The 16,989-nt window shown below is 51.1% G+C and carries 18 protein-coding genes and 1 pseudogene; all 19 read right to left on the reverse strand.

What is annotated here, in order from left to right:
- Positions 1–167 precede the first annotated feature (167 nt).
- Positions 168–911, reverse strand: coding sequence for a tetratricopeptide repeat protein (locus HY768_02105; protein MBI4726013.1), 744 nt, complete (start codon positions 909–911; stop codon positions 168–170).
- Positions 842–1,348: a DUF4388 domain-containing protein gene (locus tag HY768_02110; protein MBI4726014.1), complete on the reverse strand. Its 507-nt coding sequence runs from the start codon at positions 1,346–1,348 to the stop codon at positions 842–844. Before HY768_02110 ends, HY768_02105 begins: the two co-directional genes overlap by 70 nt.
- A 261-nt stretch (positions 1,349–1,609) precedes the next feature.
- Entirely contained in the window at positions 1,610–1,942 is a 333-nt protein-coding gene (locus HY768_02115; protein MBI4726015.1) for a DUF86 domain-containing protein, read from the reverse strand.
- On the reverse strand, positions 1,929–2,231 hold the full coding sequence (locus HY768_02120) for a nucleotidyltransferase domain-containing protein (GenBank protein MBI4726016.1): 303 nt from the start codon (positions 2,229–2,231) through the stop codon (positions 1,929–1,931). The genes HY768_02115 and HY768_02120 overlap by 14 nt, the downstream gene beginning before the upstream one ends.
- 15 nt (positions 2,232–2,246) lie before the next feature.
- A complete protein-coding gene (locus HY768_02125; GenBank protein ID MBI4726017.1) occupies positions 2,247–2,366 on the reverse strand; it encodes a DUF4388 domain-containing protein in 120 nt (39 codons plus the stop codon).
- Positions 2,367–2,410: 44 nt separating this feature from the next.
- Positions 2,411–3,388 carry a DNA adenine methylase gene (locus tag HY768_02130; protein MBI4726018.1) on the reverse strand — a complete coding sequence of 326 codons (978 nt, stop codon included), beginning with the start codon at positions 3,386–3,388 and terminating at the stop codon, positions 2,411–2,413.
- A 1-nt stretch (position 3,389) separates the two neighbouring features.
- Positions 3,390–4,265: pseudogene (locus HY768_02135) on the reverse strand (hypothetical protein).
- Positions 4,266–4,314: 49 nt separating this feature from the next.
- On the reverse strand, positions 4,315–6,996 hold the full coding sequence (locus HY768_02140) for a tetratricopeptide repeat protein (GenBank protein ID MBI4726019.1): 2,682 nt from the start codon (positions 6,994–6,996) through the stop codon (positions 4,315–4,317).
- Positions 6,997–7,036: 40 nt separating this feature from the next.
- Positions 7,037–7,654, reverse strand: coding sequence for a chemotaxis protein CheC (locus HY768_02145; protein MBI4726020.1), 618 nt, complete (start codon positions 7,652–7,654; stop codon positions 7,037–7,039).
- Positions 7,655–7,840: 186 nt separating this feature from the next.
- Positions 7,841–9,787, reverse strand: a complete 1,947-nt coding sequence (locus HY768_02150) for a chemotaxis protein CheA (protein MBI4726021.1) — start codon at positions 9,785–9,787, stop codon at positions 7,841–7,843.
- 92 nt (positions 9,788–9,879) lie between these two features.
- Positions 9,880–10,248, reverse strand: a complete 369-nt coding sequence (locus HY768_02155) for a response regulator (GenBank protein MBI4726022.1) — start codon at positions 10,246–10,248, stop codon at positions 9,880–9,882.
- Complete coding sequence (locus tag HY768_02160; GenBank protein ID MBI4726023.1) at positions 10,249–10,692, reverse strand: purine-binding chemotaxis protein CheW; 444 nt, start codon at positions 10,690–10,692, stop codon at positions 10,249–10,251. It abuts the gene before it with no gap.
- A 338-nt stretch (positions 10,693–11,030) separates the two neighbouring features.
- The gene (locus HY768_02165) at positions 11,031–11,273 is read right to left on the reverse strand and encodes a hypothetical protein (GenBank protein ID MBI4726024.1); all 243 of its coding nucleotides are present in this window, start codon (positions 11,271–11,273) and stop codon (positions 11,031–11,033) included.
- A complete protein-coding gene (locus tag HY768_02170; GenBank protein ID MBI4726025.1) occupies positions 11,274–12,056 on the reverse strand; it encodes a tetratricopeptide repeat protein in 783 nt (260 codons plus the stop codon).
- A gap of 254 nt (positions 12,057–12,310) precedes the next feature.
- Entirely contained in the window at positions 12,311–12,940 is a 630-nt protein-coding gene (locus HY768_02175) for an NYN domain-containing protein (protein ID MBI4726026.1), read from the reverse strand.
- A gap of 426 nt (positions 12,941–13,366) precedes the next feature.
- Positions 13,367–13,969, reverse strand: coding sequence for a TetR/AcrR family transcriptional regulator (locus HY768_02180; protein MBI4726027.1), 603 nt, complete (start codon positions 13,967–13,969; stop codon positions 13,367–13,369).
- A 71-nt stretch (positions 13,970–14,040) separates the two neighbouring features.
- Positions 14,041–14,994, reverse strand: coding sequence for an MCE family protein (locus tag HY768_02185; GenBank protein ID MBI4726028.1), 954 nt, complete (start codon positions 14,992–14,994; stop codon positions 14,041–14,043).
- Entirely contained in the window at positions 14,981–15,724 is a 744-nt protein-coding gene (locus HY768_02190; GenBank protein ID MBI4726029.1) for an ABC transporter ATP-binding protein, read from the reverse strand. Before HY768_02190 ends, HY768_02185 begins: the two co-directional genes overlap by 14 nt.
- 116 nt (positions 15,725–15,840) lie before the next feature.
- A complete protein-coding gene (locus tag HY768_02195) occupies positions 15,841–16,614 on the reverse strand; it encodes an ABC transporter permease (GenBank protein MBI4726030.1) in 774 nt (257 codons plus the stop codon).
- Positions 16,615–16,989: the final 375 nt, after the last annotated feature.

Here is a 16,989-nt window from a genome sequence, read left to right on the forward strand (position 1 = left end):
GGACGACGGGTCGTTCACCATCTGGTCGGATGTATTATTTTCTGTTGGATCGGGCATGGGATTGGAATGTAGGGGTTAGTTTGTTGGGATTTGTGGACCGTTGACAATGTACTGAAAACACAGCAGGCTTTACGCTTTAGGCTGTATGCCGTACGCTATAAGCCGGGCTATGGACTTTCCCTGGCCTCTCTGGTCTTCTTCATCTTCTCTAACCAGGACTTGACCTCGGATGAAAGTTCCGCAGGCACCCCCTCAGTCCGGGCGGAGTCGGTCTTTGATTCCGCTGGTCCCGTCTGGATACGGGCCTTGCCTTCCAACCCCTCGGCCCAGCGCACTGCCAGAGTCACCAGCTCCCGCACCTTCTCGGCCCTTTTATCGCCGCCGGCGAATCTTAAAAATTTTTCCCAGCGCTCCACCGCCAGTTCCAGCCGGCCCAGACGGGCGTAGGTAAAGCCCAGACAGTAATTTATCTCCGGATTGTTTTCCTCGCCCTTGCTGGCTAATTTGTATTCCATTACAGCTTCGTCGTATGACTCAGCCAGGTAATAGGCCTCGCCCAGATACAGATGGGCCTGGGCCTGCGCCGGGTCTTTTTGCACCAACTTAGTAAAGGCGTCAATGGCCTCTTCAATTTTTCCGTTGTTCAGGTATGCTATTCCCTGTTTTATGGGATCCTGCTCCGGTTCCTGCAGATCTAGTTTCAGATCGGTTTTCTTGCCCTGGGCCCTCACCAGGCCGGTAACGCAAAGCCCGTATATGACCTTGGCGGTCTCAAACTCCTTCCCTCCCACGGTCTCGATTACCTGGCGGGCGGTTCTTTTGCCGTCGATAGTAGCCATTATCAGCCACTCTTCGGGCTTGAGGTCAAGCTTGCCGGAGGCCAGTTCGCTGCCCGGGGAAAGCGAAAGCACCAGATCCAGGTCGGGAAGCTTGGAATGGATCTTGGACCATTCGTTTCCTCAAACCGGAAGTAGCCGTCCTGCCAGCCCATGATGGCAAAGACCACTTCCTCCACCTGGGTCTTGAGGGCCTTCTTGACCGCCGGCTTGGTGACAAATCCGCTCTCGGTTGCCAACGCCCCGAACCGCTTCCTCTCCTTGGCGGTTGACTGGTCCTTCAGTATCCGTTCCAGCTGGGGAGTGGTGACCTTTCCCGATTTCAGCATTATCTGCCCCAGCCGTTCGTGGCTCTGCTGCAGGGTGGCCCGGATGATATTCCCGTTGGAGAAGAACACCTGCCCCACGTCATGGGCCGAGTCCAGGGTCAGCACCCCGGATTTCCGGGACATGGCCAGCAGCTGGAACAGGTCCATCAGGCTCAGTTCTTTTATGGGGCCTTCGATTGCCATCTAATTCAAATCAAAAATTAAATGAATTACCCCGCCGCAAGCGGGCGGGGTATCTTTTCCCCGCTCCCTCGCACGTTACAATTTAAAAAGCAGCAGTCTGTTTTTGTCGACACAATGAGATGTCTTCCCTAACTCAACTTTATTCTCTTTTCGGATTCGGTAACCCCGCCGCAAGCGGTCGGGGTATTAAAAATTAATAAAATACCATCCGGGATTTGTTTACTGTTTGACGTTTACCTTTGATTGGTTTTAGCCGCGAAATCAGGCCAACGCTTTTTTCAGCAATTCCCTTAACGGGCCCAAGTCAATTTGAATGGTTGACCAAACGATGTCAACGTCTATGTCAAAATAACCGTGTATCAGGCGATTCCTCATGGAGGTTATTTCGGGCCAGGGTATTTCTTGAAGCTCCCGCCGGGTTTCTTCCGTTACTTTGGTTGCCGCTTCGCCGATTATCTCCAGATTTTTGACCACTGAAAGCAACAGCATCCGGTTGTCATTTAATGAATCTCTGGTTTTGCCATCGGTAAACAGAATAATTTCCTCGGCGGCATCAAGCATATGTTGCACTCTTATCCGGTCATTTTTCTGCATACAACACCTTGGCCTGGCTCATTACCTCTTTTCTGAAATAGCGGCTCAGATCATGCGGGGTGCGTAAGTCCACCTGGCGTCCGGCAAAGAGACCCGAAAGTTCCCGGACTATTTTGGCCAAGCCCAGATAGCCTGGGACATTGTCGCTCTGGAATTCCACCAGCACATCTACATCGCTTTTCGTGGTGAAATCATCACCCAGCACCGACCCGAACAACGAAAGCTTGGAAATATGGTAATTACGGCAGAACTCTGATAATTTATCTTTTGGTATTGTGATTTGTTCCATTTGATCTCTCCTTTCTTAGACCAGGATCCCCGATCTTAGCCAGCCCAGGGTCAGCACCCCGGATTTGCGGGACATGGCCAGCAGCTGGAACAGGTCCATCAGGCTTAGTCCTTTTATGGGGCCTTCGATTGCCATCTCGCTAAAATTAAAAATAAAATATCAACATGTTTGCCGGGCATCTAATGGTTTTTCTTACTTGATTTATTTTGGCATTTGCTTGTAATGTAACTATCAGAAGGTTCGTGCACTGCTGGCAGCTTATCCAACCATATTAAATCTTTACCGATTATCAGTTCTTCCATCGTTGCATGGTGTGTGTTCGTCATGGGTATGAGCCGCATTTGGAAACCGTGTTTACGTGCCAATGATTTTACTTCTTCGGCATTGTCGTAAGTCATCAGGAAATCGCCCTTTAATGACTCGCATATTTTAAACAATTCTTCGTGATCCAATTCGCAATATCTATACAACCTATTACCCGCCTTTTTACCGCCAGCGGTATATGGCGGATCAATGAAATACCTTACATCGCTCCGGGCTGCATATTCTTTCATTACCTTTAAACCGTCTTCACATCGGAAATCAATCTTATCTGTCAAATAGCTTATATCATTAAGTCTGCGAGCCAGTGTTTCAGGATACCATCGGGATTTTATACCTTTGCCATTTTCGCCGTTTTTCAATAATCCTGAGCCATCAGCCAGTATGCCGCCGTGATAGGTGCGGTTTTTTAGGATCGTCTGAAAAGCCTTTTCTTTGATTGATGACGTGTTAAGTGTTATTTCATCAATTACATTCTCTCTGGTCAGATCAAAAGAAAGAATGCGCTTTAATAGCCATTTTGAATTGCCAGCAACAATCGCCTGCCATACTGCTGCGATTTCTTCGTCCAATTCAACCATTACCACTTTGGGCACCAGACGTTCAAACAAAGCAGTAAGGCTTATGATTCCGCCACCGGCAAATGGTTCAACTAAAACATTGGGTTTGGCATGCACATTTTTAAACCATTTCCTGAACGTAGGCACAAACCACGTTTTGCCTCCGGGGTAACGGAAGATGCTGCGTTGCGGCACCGAGGAGACATTGACCGGTTTTGCCGGCTCATTGTCAACGCAGATGCCAGGTATTGAAAGTGTTCCCCTATATGCTGTCATATTAGAATGGCTTATCTATGGTTTTATTTACCGGGGGCGTTTCCATTTGTTCGTCTAATTTGTCTTGCAACAGTTTCATGAAGTCGTCAATTTTACCTGGCATTGGCTTCGTAATTGAAATCAGCGACGATTCAAACTCGGTATAAATTTCATCAACCTTTTACAACTTATAAACGCCGGTACCTTTCTGTAAAACCAGATCGTAAATGAACCAGGCTATATCAGCATTTTCTTTTTTAACTTTTTTAATTGGGGGTAATGTTTCAAAAAACCCCTTGCTTAGAGCTACAACGGTTTTCTTTTTCCAGTTATTAAGTATGCCCCCTTTAAAAAGAAGCTGCGGAGCAAGCCTTTTTCTTGAAGATGATAGATAATCCGGTCTTGGGTAATTCGGCTGGGTTGACCAGTCAAAATCTGTCCTCTTTTTCGGGTCTTCCATATAATGTTCAAATGGGTCCCTTACATTGCCTGAAATATATACTGCCTGCACCTCCAATGCTCCAAAGTCGTAAACTTTGCCTTTTTTGTCATAAGCCACAAGAACGACATCAATGTTACCCGCTGCCTTACCGTTAGCATCGCTAAGCCGTACCTCAGTTAAAGAACTCCATTTGGCATCTTCTTTAAAGAAAAATGAAGCGGCATCATCGGTAATAATCCAGTCTTCCCTAAAACGTATCGGGCAGGTGATAACAGGATGTTTTTCGTAGAAAATACTGCATACACCGAGTGGATTTTCCGCCTTGTCTTTGGTGCAATTGGGGACTTTGTTGTTAAACGGACAAAGACGACGTTTTCTATATCTACTTGCTTCATCTGATTTATCAGATATCAAATGCCCAAAGACTTCTGCGAGTGGCTGTGATGGTTCTTTCATTTTATCTCGAAGTGTTAATATTCAATTTCTGTATTTTGTTTTACGCACCCTATCCCGCCACTTCCTGCCACTGCAGGGCCGCGTCTATGGCCTTGGCAGCCTGCTGCCTTAAATTCTGGTCGTGGGTGAAATTGGCCGCTTTCTGCCAGGCCTCCACCGCATCCCGGGTTTTGCCCCGGTGGGCCAAAAGTTTTCCCAGCAAAAGATATAATTCGGCCCGGTCGCCAAAGGAGGTCATAAGTTCCTGGCAGACGGCGTAGGCCTGATCGGCCTTGCCGGTGCGGGCGAACATTGAAGCCTGGCCCAGCCGGGCCTCGAAGCTTTGGGGAGCGATCCTGACCGCCACCGCGAACTCCACTGCCGCCTTGTCCAAAAGGTTCTGTTTGAGATAGATCTCTCCCAGGGCCAGGTGCGATTCCAGATGGGCCGGGTTGTTGACCACCGCTTTTTTAAGCTCCTCGGCCGCGGTCTCGGGCTTGCCCGCCGCCAGAAACAGCAGCCCCAAGCGGTAATGGCCGAAAGGCAGTTTAGGCGAAAGAGTGATGGCCTGGCGGTAGGCCATCACAGCTTCCTCGGGCTGGCCTTGACCTTCGAAGGCCTGGCCCAGGCCCAGATAAAGGTGAATGTTGCCCGAATCGTCCTTCAAGGCCTTTTCAAAGCTCTGCTGGGCCTGTTTATGCTGTCCCAGGCTTAAGTAGAGCCGACCCAGTTCCAACTGCAACTCGGAGGGATGGGATGAATTTTTCAGCCCATCCTCCAGTGTCCTGACCGCCTTGTCGGGAAGGTTTTGAATCAGGTAAGACCGGCTCAAGCCGGAAATATATTCGGACTGGCCGGGGAAAAGTTTGAGCAGCACTTCGTAACGCACCGCGGCTTCGGCGCCCTGTTTTTCATCCAGGGCGATCTCAGCCAGGGCCTTTAGGGCCGCCGGGTTCTGGGGCTGCTGTTCGATGATGGCCTTGGCCTGTTTCTTGGCTCCGACGTTGTTCCCCTGGTTTTGCAAATCTTTTAATTTTTGGAGATCGGACTGAAGCTCCCGCTCCTCCCATCTGGTTGATTTGGCCCTTAAGGAAGCGTCCTCCAGCACCCCGCCGAAAATATCGGCCGAGACGGTGGTTCCCTTTTCCTGGCCGGAACCCTGCCATTGTTCCAGGATCAAAAGATCGGGGTTCTCCACGAAGAAATCTATCCCCAGCTTAAAGGAGCCGCCGGTGTAATAAGATTTCAGCTCCATGGCCCTTTTGGATGCTGCCACCGACTCCTGGTAGCGTTCGGTGGCAGCCAGGGCGAAACTCAGATTATAATGGGCCTCGGCAAACCCCCCGTCTAATTCAATGGCCTTCTGAAGTTCGTCTATGGCCGCGGCGTATCTCTTCTTTTTAAGATGCAGCAGGCCGATATTGTTGTGGGCCAGCACCGACTGGGGGTTGAGTTTTAAGACCACCAGATATTCATTCATAGCCATCTCGTCATCGCCGGCTTTGGCGTACAACAGGCCCAGGTTGAAATGGGCGTCCCCGAACTGGGGCCTGGCGGCCACCGCCTGCCGGATCTTCTCCACCGCCTGTTCCGGCTGGTTTTGGTAAAAATAGGCGATGCCCAGGTTGTTCAGGCTGATGGCGTAACCGGGGTCCAGATCCAATGCCCCCTGATACCATCGGACGGCATCGTCCGAGAGGCCCAGCCGGTGGCAGGCCAGCCCGATATCGTTGTATATTTTCTGATTTTTGGGCTCGAACTCCAGGGCTTTCTTGTAGGCCTTGATGGCCGGCTGGTTCTGGCCCATTAAAAGATACACCTCGCCCAGTTCCTTGTGGACTATACCGGATTCCTGGCCCACCCCCAACGCCTGCTCAAATTCCGCCAGGGCCTGCTTGAAAAACCCCTTGCGTTTAAAGCTCACGCCAAGATTGTAATGACTCATGAATCCGTCCGGAGATACCTGGGGCTGGTCCTCGGAGTGGCGTTTGATCTCGGACAGCAGGTCCTGGTTGTAATAATCGATCCCCAGATTGGCCTGGGCCCGGGCATAATTGGGATTTAAGGCGATGGCCTTTCGTGATTCTTCTATGGCCTTTCCCAGCAGGCCCTTTTCGCCGTAGGTAAATCCCAGCAGGAAGTGAGCCTCGGCCCCGTCGGGGTTTATCTTGATCGCCTCCTGCAATTCGTTGATCGACTGCTCCATCAATCCCAGATTGTAATAGATCTCGCCCAAAGCGGTGTGGGCCACGTAGGATTCGGGATCGACCTTTAAGGCCGCCCGATAAATTTTGACCGCCTGGTCGAATTCGCCCTGGTGTTTTAGGGTCAGGCCCAGATAAATATGGGTCAGGAAATCATCGGATTTCAGTTTTAATGCCTGGCGGTAATGTTCGATGGCCGATTTATACTGGCCGGTATTGCGCAGGGCCTCGGCCAGACGGAAGTGCGAGGAGAAGTCTTCGGATCTATCGATGTTCTGTCTGGCCTGCTCTATCTCCCGGTCATAGTATCCGCTTTTGCGGTAGACAACTTCCAGATTATGCCGGGCCAGCACGTTTTTGGGATCCAGCTCGATGGCCTTCTGCAATACTTCGATGGCCTCGATGAACATGCCCTTGTGATGGAAGACCACCCCCAGGTTATTATGGGCCGCCGAGTCCCTGGCATCCAGCCGGGACCGGAAACTGCGCAGGATCCCCTGTTCTTCGGGGCTGATCAACGCGGCGGTATTTTGCAGGTTGGAATCCATTAAAAAAAATAATTTGAATCTTAAAATTAAGAGGCGCAGCTCACCCTAGATGTATGGCCTTCAGGATCACCTCCAGCGAGGCCGGATCAGGCAGCAGCAGAAAATATCCGTACAGGGTGGTGTTTTTTTCCACGAACCTGAATTCGGTTTCAATGCAGACCACCATATCCTTGTCGCTGGAGAATTCCAGCGACACCGTCTCCAGCACCGCCGAGGCCATATCCACCGCCATGCTGGGCACCGAGGGCACCACCACCAGGCCCAGCAGATCGCCCAGCGAATTCATGTAGGCGCAGGTCAAAACATTGGATAGTTCCTTGAGGGCGGACTCTTCCAACTCTCCGAATTTTTTGGTAGTACCTAAAGGCTGGCGCATCAGGCAGTCGGTGAGGTGCCAGGCGGCTTCCTGGGGAAACAGCAGCAGGGTGCGGCCGGTCATGTCGCCCAGAAAATAGATCAGCACGCTGGCCACCACTTCATTCGGTTTGGCCACTAAGCTGAAGACCTCTTCGATGGGATTGATCCGGATCACCGGCACGTTGACCATCACTTTTTCGCCGGTAAGCTCGGAAAGCGCGGTGGCGGCGTGGCAGGCCCCGATGTTAGCCACTTCCTTAAGCGCATCCAACTGAATGTCCTTGAGTTTGCTGACGTCCATTTTATATCACCTTCATTCGTTATCGTTATTTGTTTAAGGTTCATTTCCACCTAAACACACCAAACAATCGAAAAATCCTGTTTCGCGAATTTAGGGTGTTTCGGTGGCTCATTCGTCTTCCGATATCCGTTTTCTGCCTCCGTTTTCTGCCTTCGTTTTCCGTTCCCTATCATCTGTTCCCCGTGTTCAGGTTTCCAGATTATTCACGTCCACAATTAGCATCGGCTGGCCTTCCCGGCTGATGGCCGCTCCGCTGAAAGTTTTATTATACTTTAAAAAACGGGACAGGGGTTTGACCACTATTTCCTGCTGGCCCACTATCCGGTCAATGATATAGGCGGCGTAAGAATCCTGCCTTTCCAGCACCACGGTAGGACCGGCCAAGGTCCCTGCTTCCGATTCCAGTTTTAAAGCCCGGGAAAGTTTTTGCACCGGGATGGCCTGGCTGCGGTAGACAATAGCCGTCTTGCCCTGTAGGGTTTTTACGTTTTCCGGCTTAAGCTCAAAAGTTTCCATCACCTGGGACATGGGCAGGGCGTAAACCTGATCTTTGGAAGAAACCAACAAAGTGCGGATGATGGCCAGGCTTAAGGGCACATTCAGCAGAAAGCGGGACCCCTTGCCCGCCGTGCTTTCGATGGAAAAGCTTCCTCCCATGCCTTCGATCCGGCTCTTGACCACATCCAGCCCCACCCCGCGCCCCGAGACCTCGGTCACTTTTTCGGCGGTGGAGAAGCCAGGCCGGGCCAAAAAATCGAATACCTGCTTCTGGCTGAGTTTGGAGGCCTGCTCCGGGGTAACCCAGCCTTTTTCCAGGGCCTTCTTTTTTATTTTTTCGGGATCTATCCCCCGGCCGTCGTCCTCCACCACTATCAAAGCCTGGTCTTTCACCTTTTGGACGGACAGGGTAACCGATCCGATTTTCCTTTTACCCAAAGCTTTCCGCTGGGCTATGGTCTCCATCCCGTGATCCACCGCGTTGCGCAACAGGTGCACTAATGGTTCGGCCAGCATTTGGAGAATTGAACGGTCCATCTCCAGTTCCCGGCCTTCCAGCTTGAAATCTATATCCTTGCTCAGCACCTTGGCGGCGTCCCGCACCACCCGGGGAAAACGGTCAAAAATCTCGGACATGGCCACTAACCGCGAGGCCAGCACCTGATGCTGCAGTTCGGAGGTAATCAGGGCCACCTGGTCCACGCTGTCCTGAATCGGGGCGTTTTGGGACATCTGGGCCAGCTGTTTCAGCCGTTCCCGCCAGACCACTAATTCGCCCACCAGGTTCATCAGCTTGTCCAGCCTGGCGGTGGAAACCTTGACCTCGCGGGGCCGTTCCTGGGCCAGTTGGGTAAAGGCGCTGACGGTGCGGCGCTCTACCGCTTGCTCCTCGGTTTCCTCCACCACTTCTTCTATTTCGATGTCCTCGATCTCGCCGGAGGCGATGCGCGACTTGATCTCCTTTTCGCTGTGCAGGTTGGTGACGAATAACACCGAGAACCCCCGGTCAAAGCGCTCGGCTTCCAGGTCGCGCCGTTCGGGCACGGTATAGGCGATTTTCCCGAACTGCTCCAGGGTGTGCAGAATTAAAAAAGCCCGGGCGGATTTTAAGGCCGCGTCGGCTTCCAGCAGCACCCGAATCTTGTAGACGAAGGAATCGGCGGTTTTTAGGGGGTTTATCCGGGAGAAATCGTTGCCTCCGTAAACGTTTGAGGAAGTTTCAGCTTTTGCGCTTTGGGGAGCGGCCACCAGCGCTTCTATTTTTTTTGCCAGTTCGGCCCCCCGTTGTTTTAAGCCCTGCTGGGGATCGCGCCCGGCGGCCAGCTCGGCCACCGCGCTTTCCAGATAGTCGATGGATTCAAAGATGGCGTCCACCTGGGGCTGGGCCAGCTTTAGCTGGCGCTTGCGCAGCTTGTCCAAAAGATCTTCGGCCTTATGGGCCAGCTCGGCGATCTGGTCCTGGCCGATGGATCCGGCCATGCCTTTGATGGTATGCAAGGAACGGAATATCTCGTCCAGCAGGGCTGGGTCGCCCGGGTTTTTCTCCAATGCCAAAAGAGCCCGGTTGAGGCTGACCAGATGCTCCCGGGTTTCGGAGACAAAAAGATCCCGATACTTGTTGGTGTCCATCTTCATGACAGGATGTCTCTAAGGCCGTTAAATTCTTAAAAAGCCAAAACAAACGCGGGTTTTCTGCCCTCGTTTTTTAGACCCTTTGATTTTGGCAATCAGCCGATCTGCAGCACCCGGCGGGCGGCTTCCAGCACCCGGCTGGGCTGGAAGGGCTTGACCACGAAATCCCGGGCCCCGGCCTGAATGGCTTCCACCACCAAAGCCTGCTGGCCCATGGCGCTGCACATCAGCACCCTGGCGTTGGGATCGCTCTGCATGATGGCCTTGACCGCCTCGATGCCGCCCATGTCCGGCATGATGATATCCATGATCACCAGGTCGGGCTTGAGTTTCTTGTACTGTTCCACCGCCTCGGCCCCGGTGGCCGCTTCGCCGCAGACCTCAAAATCGCCCTTTTTGAGGATGTCCGAGATCATGGTGCGCATGAAGATGGCGTCATCAACCACTAAAACCCTGTGCCCCATTTATTTCTCCTCCAATGCTAAAATTTTATCTAAATTTAAAACTATTACCTTGTCGTCCTTGACCCCCAAAACAGACTGGTAGAACCTGCCAGATTTGGCCTTGGTTACGGCCTCCGGCACCGGCTGGGACTGCATTTCAGAAGATTCCACGCTTTGCACCCGGTCCACTATCAAACCCACGTCCTCGCCGTTATGCTCCACGATCAGAATCACCATGTCCCGGCCGTTCTCGATGTTGGCCAGGCCCAGCCTTTGCCGCAGGTCGACCACGGCCACTATCGCTCCGCGCAGGTTGATCAGACCGGTGACATAGGGCGGGGCCAGAGGAACAGGAATGATATCCTGCATCTCTTCAATTGATTTAACCTGCTCGGTGCCAAGTGCAAACTTTTCACTGCCCAGGTTAAAAATTACCTTTTCTTCCGATGCAATTTTTTCAGTCATGGCGGTCTCAATTTTTATAACTATCTGGAATATATGAACGTTATCAGTTTATCGCTTTTTTGAAAAGAAGTCAATAGTTAAATTAAAAAAATGACCGTTTAGTGACTCTCCTGTTCCATCAGTGTATAAAGTGAGGTTGCGGGGGAACCAGAACTCAACCCCTTCCCTTCCCCTTCTCTTAACATCATGGCAGCCCTAATTTATCCAAGAGAAGGGGACAGTGGGCATGAGTTCAAAAGTAAACCAGAATCTCCGGTCTCCTTTTAGCCAATCGGCAAATCAGCCAAGTCAAACACCCAAGGAAACTTAAAAGCCGCCCTTTGGGCGGCTTTAAGTTTTTAGGCGATGTTACCAGGTGGCTTATAAACCGCCTCCGGATCAATGGCCATGATGGCAGCTTTTGCCTCTGCCAAAGAGTCATATGCCCCAAAAACGTTGGCCGTGGCAAAATCGTTGATGTCCTTTTTGGTGGAATAGTACCAAACGTCGGTTTCCTGCTTGTCCACCGATTGCTGATAAGCCTGCTCGGTTGCCGGGTGCACCACGTATTTGGGTCCTGCCAGACGAATGCAAATATACATTCAATTCACCTCCTTTTCTTTTTGAATTAGTTCGTTTGTTATTCTTTGGGCTTCCTCGTTAAGACCGGGAATGCCTATGTTCATTGATCTCATTTTATCCAGGTATTCCCTGGCTTGGCTGATTTCATTCATTTCATTATAAACGTCGCCGATATTTAAAAGGGATACTGCCTGCATGTATTTCAAACCTTGTTTTAATGATAGATCATAGCATTTAAAAAATAATGTTTTGGCGTATTCGTACTGGCGAGTTTTGAAACATGCAAATCCAGCGTAACAATAAATATTTAATAATGTTGCACAATCTCCAATTTTATCTGCTATATCTTCGGACGTCTTTAAATATTTCAATGCCTTTTGATAATCTTCTATATCAATGCACAAAGAACCCAGCCTACTATATGTATGCCCTATATTTTTAATGTCCGATAGACTTTCGTAATATACAACTAACTCTTCCAATATTTTTATTGCTTCCGTCGTTTTTTTACCGATTGCATAATAACAGTCAACTATATTTATTAAACATTTACACTCGTTTTTCTTGTCCCCGTTCTTTTTGCATATCTTCAAGCCTAAAGCATAGTATTCATAGGCCTTTTCGTTCTTTTCCAGATACTGCATCAGTTTGCCCAGACCGTTATAACACTCCACCTGTCCGGTAAGGTTTTTGTGGGCCAGATATTTCCCCAGCGCCCGGTTATAACGCTCTTCAGCTTTTTCAAACTCTCCCTTGGCCAGGCTTACCAAACCCTGCCAGCTTATGGCCTCCGCCTGCCTCACTTCGTCCCCCTGCACCACCGCCGCGGCGTGCATGTAATTAAAATCGTTCAACGCCTTGTCGTAACTGCCTATCAAACGGTAAACCTCGCCCCGCTTGCGGTAAATTTCAAATAAGGTGGACAGGGGTTCTTTTATCTTATGTCGCCCGGCGTTTTTGTGCATATAGACATTTTAGCCTAAAACAGGAGAAGATAGCAAGCCAAAAATGCGCCGGGAATAAAGCGCCCTCATTCCAGCCTCCGTTCAACCTTGGCTCAAACCGGCTTAGGCCAATGGTCCTTGGTGTCAATGCAGGTATCGTACAATCCCCGGTCAATTTTTATCCAGTCGGTTTTATTGACGCCCCTTTTATTCATGGCGGCCGGGCTAACCGGATAAGCGCTGGCGATCTTGATCCACCGGTCTTGTTCTTTGGCAATCAGCCTGACTTCTTCCGCCACCTCGCTCAAGTCCTGGTCCTGGCTGAACACCACCGCCACATCACAGTTCTTTTCCCGTACGGCGCGGACGATATCCAATGCGATCCGGATGTCCACTCCCTTCTCCTGGCCGACCAGGAAGGTGTGCGCGCTGCCATCGGGCAGGTTAACTGTCTTATTGCGGTAACGCAAGGGGCGGCTGAAAACTATCACACCATGACGGCCCATTGCCGATAATTTGGAAACCCAGAAGGCGTTCCAGCGGGGATTGTCGGCTGCATCGGGAATTCCGGTATAAAAGCGGATTTCGTGCAAATGCCAGCCGTTGAGTTCGCAGACCCGGAGCGCCAGCTTGGCCACGTCGTAATTGGGACGCTGGCAGCCAAAGGCCTCCTTGACCCCAAAGAAGAGATTCTGGCCGTCTACAAAAACAATGGCCCGTTTGACGGTTGGTTCAATAGTCATTGCATATCTCCGCAGGAAAATAAATAACCCCGCCCGAGGCCTTGCAGCAGTCGGACGGGGAGCAGATACTTTATGTATATTACAATAAGAAGCATTGTTTGTCAAGGGTTTTGTTGAAGTTTTTTGGTTAATAATCAAACCCCGGGTTGGCGCCCCTGGCATGCGTAGGCGTACATCCGCACAAAGTCGTTCAGGGCTTTAGCGTAACTTCCTATCAAACGGTAAACTTCGCCCCGCTTGCGGTAAATTTCAAATAAGGTGGACAAGGGTTCTTTTATTTTATGTCGGCCAGCATTTTTTAGCATGCGGTTATTTTACACTAAAACCGCAGAACATATCAAGCACTAAATGCAGTGGGGATAAAAAACAGCCTCGGCTGAATGGCCGACTTCTTCCTTTATCTACTTCGTTTACTTTTTGTCCATACTACGCCTTTATCCCGTTCAAAAAAAGATCGGTGATGAACTTGGCCTCTTTAGGATCGCTAATCTTTTTCTTGTTCAACAGCGAACTCATGGCCGAACCGTGGACCAGATTGAACAGGGCCACTGCGGTTCGTCTGGAATCTACGGTGACAAAAACTCCCTTCCTTATTCCCTCTTTGATCAGTTCCGAGACTGCGTCAGTTAAGGTTTTAAAATATTTCATCATCTTTTTCCCCACCTGCAGATTGGATATCCCCGGACGTTCCTTGCTTAAAAGCCTTAAGAAATCCTCATTCTGTTCGAACGCCAGCAGCATGGTCTTGACTAATTTTTCCACCTTGTCGGCTGGGGCCAGCGGCATATTCAGAACTTGTTTGATGCATTGTTCAAACTTGGCCAGTTCTTCCTCCAGCATGCAGGCAAAAAGATCATCCTTGCTCTGGAAATAGCCGTAAAGCGTGCCTTTGGCGAACTCGGCCTTCTCGGCGATCTCATCCAATGTGGCGACGTGGAGGCCCTTTTGGGCGAACACTTCCCGGGCGGCCTTCAGGATATCCTGTTTTTTGGCCAGCCTTTCCCGTTCCTTGCGCGGTAGCTTTTCCATCGGTAACCTGTAGCGTATTTTGATTTGTATAAAGTTAGGATTTTTCCTCAAATCGATCAATATCTTTGGATTTAAAAAATGCTGAAGTACCGCTTGGGATCTTTCTTGATGTCCTTGATCAGTTTGTTCAGTTCTTCCGAGGATTCCTTGAGATTTTTATACAATTCCTCGTCTTTGGAAAGCTTGCCCAGGTTGCCCTCCCCCTTCTCCATCCGGCCCAGAATGACGTTCAACCGCTGGGAGGTGGAGTCTAGGGCGTTGTAGAGCTCCGGCTCCCGTAACATCTTGCCCAGGCTACCCTGCCCCCTCTTGAGGCTGTCGGAGATTACATTGAGGTTGGTCATGGCCTGGTTGGCATTATTGTACAGAGAGGGGTCGTTAATCAATTTTCCCACCGTCCCCTTGCTGCCCTTAATCAGCAATATCAGATGATTCAGGCTGACCAGGGCCGAATCCAGGTTCACATAAAGCCGGGGATCGTCCACCATTTTGCCCAGGGTACCAGTGCCGCGCTCCACTTTTTTCATGATGACATTCAGAGACAGCGCCGTGGACCGCATGGTGTCGGCGATTTCAGCGGCCCGGGCCAGGATCTCCTCGGGCGGCATCACTACTATGGTGATCAACTCCTCCCCGTTATTGAGCATCGGCTGGTCCATGGGGGCCGGGACTATCTCCACCAATTTGTCGCCCAAAAGCCCCTGGCTGCTGATCTTGGCCACCGAGCCCCGGCGGATTCGGGACTGGGCCTGCTTTTCTATCCTTAAGCGGGCCTCCACCTTTTGGCGGCCCCCGATCTCCACCAGGGCGATCCTATTGACCACTCCCACCTGGAATCCGGAGACCCGCACCGGGGCCCCTTCCTGCAGCCCGCTGACATCGTCGAACCGGGCGTTCAGAAAATAACGCTGTTTTAGCAGCCCCTGGCGTTCCCCCACCGAAAGCACGGCGATCAGGGCCACCGCCAGGCCCAGGGCTATCAGCAGGCCCACCTTGAATTCATGGGACAGTTTATTGATTGGCATTTTCGATCGTTCCCCCTTTAATAAAGTCCTGGACGAATTTTAGTTTGGAGCCTTTGAGTTCGTTGGATGTTCCGGAGAAAAGTATCTCGCCGTCCTTGATTACTTCAAAGCGGTCGGCCACCATAAAGGCATTGGCTATTTCGTGGGTCACCACGATGGAGCCGACTTTGTACTCGTCTTTTAGCTTGTTGATCAGGTCATTGATCTTGCGCGAGGTCAGCGGGTCCAGGCCGGTGGTGGGTTCGTCGTAGAACATGTAGCGCGGATCTAGCACGATGGCTCGGGCCAGGGCCACCCGTTTCTTCATGCCGCCGGAAAGTTCCGAGGGCATCAGCTGCTCGGCGCCGGAAAGCTCCACAAAACTGAGGGCCTGGACCACTTTTTGGGAGATCTCGTCCTCGCTCAGTTTAAGGTGCTCCCGCAACGGATAGGCCACGTTCTCCTTGACGTTCATGGAGTCGAACAGGGCCGAGCCCTGGAAAAGCATTCCGATCTTTTTCCGCAAGAACAGCATCTGCTCCTCGCGGTAATCGGTGGTATCCTCGCCGTCAATCACGATCCGCCCCCGGTCCTGTTTGAGCAGCCGCAGGATGATCTTCAGGGTAACGCTCTTGCCGCAGCCTGAACGTCCCAGTATCGCCAGGGTTTCGCCCTGATTGATTTTGAGACTCACCCCTTTTAAAACCGGCTTGCCCTCGAAGGATTTATGTATGTCAAATAGCTCGATCATCGAAGTTTTTACGTTTGTCGTTTACAGTTTGCAGCTTGCAGCTTGCAGTCTATTGTTCATCGATAAATGATAACTGACAACCCCACAAACCCCAATCATCAAATCCCATATCCCTATCACATTCCCAACAGGAACAACACCTTGGTGATGAAGGCGTCCAGTACAAAGACCAAGACCGAGGAAACCACTACCGTGCGGGTTACCGCATCGCCCACCCCCTTGGTCCCGCCCCGGGCGGTCAGGCCAAAATAGCAGGCCACGATGGAGATCATCCCACCGAATATCAGGGGTTTGATGAATCCGCTGATCAGGTCGTTGAAAACCAGCGCATTGACCGCCGAGGTCCGGTAAAAGTTGGCGGTCAAGCCCAGGTTCATCACGCTGACCAGCATCCCGCCCAGGATCCCGATCAGGTCGCCCACCACCACTAATATCGGCAGCATGATCACCGCCGCCAAAAACCGGGTCAGCACTAATTTCCGGATGGGATCGGTGGCCAGGGCCCGCATGGCGTCTATCTGCTCCGAGACCTGCATCGAGCCCAGCTCGGCGGTGATGCCCGCCCCCACCCGCCCGGCGAAGACCAGGGAGATCAGCACCGGCCCCAGCTCGCGCACCAGCGAAACCGAGACGATGCCGCCCACATAGAGCTTGGCCCCGAAGCGCATCAGGGCGTAGCCGATCTGAAAAGCCAGCACGAAGCCAGTGAAAAACGAGGTCAGCACCACAATCGGCAGGGAATCCACCCCCACCCGGTCCATCTGTTCCCAGATCAGTGTGGGGTAATAGGGCGGCCGGGCCAGCCTTTTGGCCACTTCCCAGTGGAAGGCAAAAAAACGGTAAAGGGCTTCCACCGTGGAGGCGGCGGTATTTAAAATGTAATCTTTCATTTGATACGTATGTTCATTTTATGACTGACTGGTCGGTCATTATACTGCTTATTTTGGGTTTTGTCAAGCGAAAAAGAAATATTTTTTAGAAATGTGAAGGCGGAAAACAAACCAGTTGTTTTCCGCCTTTAATCCGTTCGTATTTCTTGAAAGGAATAGCTCTTATTTTCAAACTACTTGCCTTTTAATGGGTGTGATCCTGGTCAGATGTTTCCTTATCTGGGTTATAACCCTTCTAAGTAGCTGTAAATAAATAAGCTTTACAAGTTATTATTGAGGCTCGGGTAAATTGTATAATTCCATTCTCCATGAAATCTTTCGGGCTTAAGGTTGACCCGGGCAATTTCTTCATTTGATATTTTGCGTCCGACGGGA

Source organism: candidate division TA06 bacterium, from assembly GCA_016208585.1.
Taxonomy (GTDB): Bacteria; Edwardsbacteria; AC1; order AC1; family EtOH8; genus UBA5202.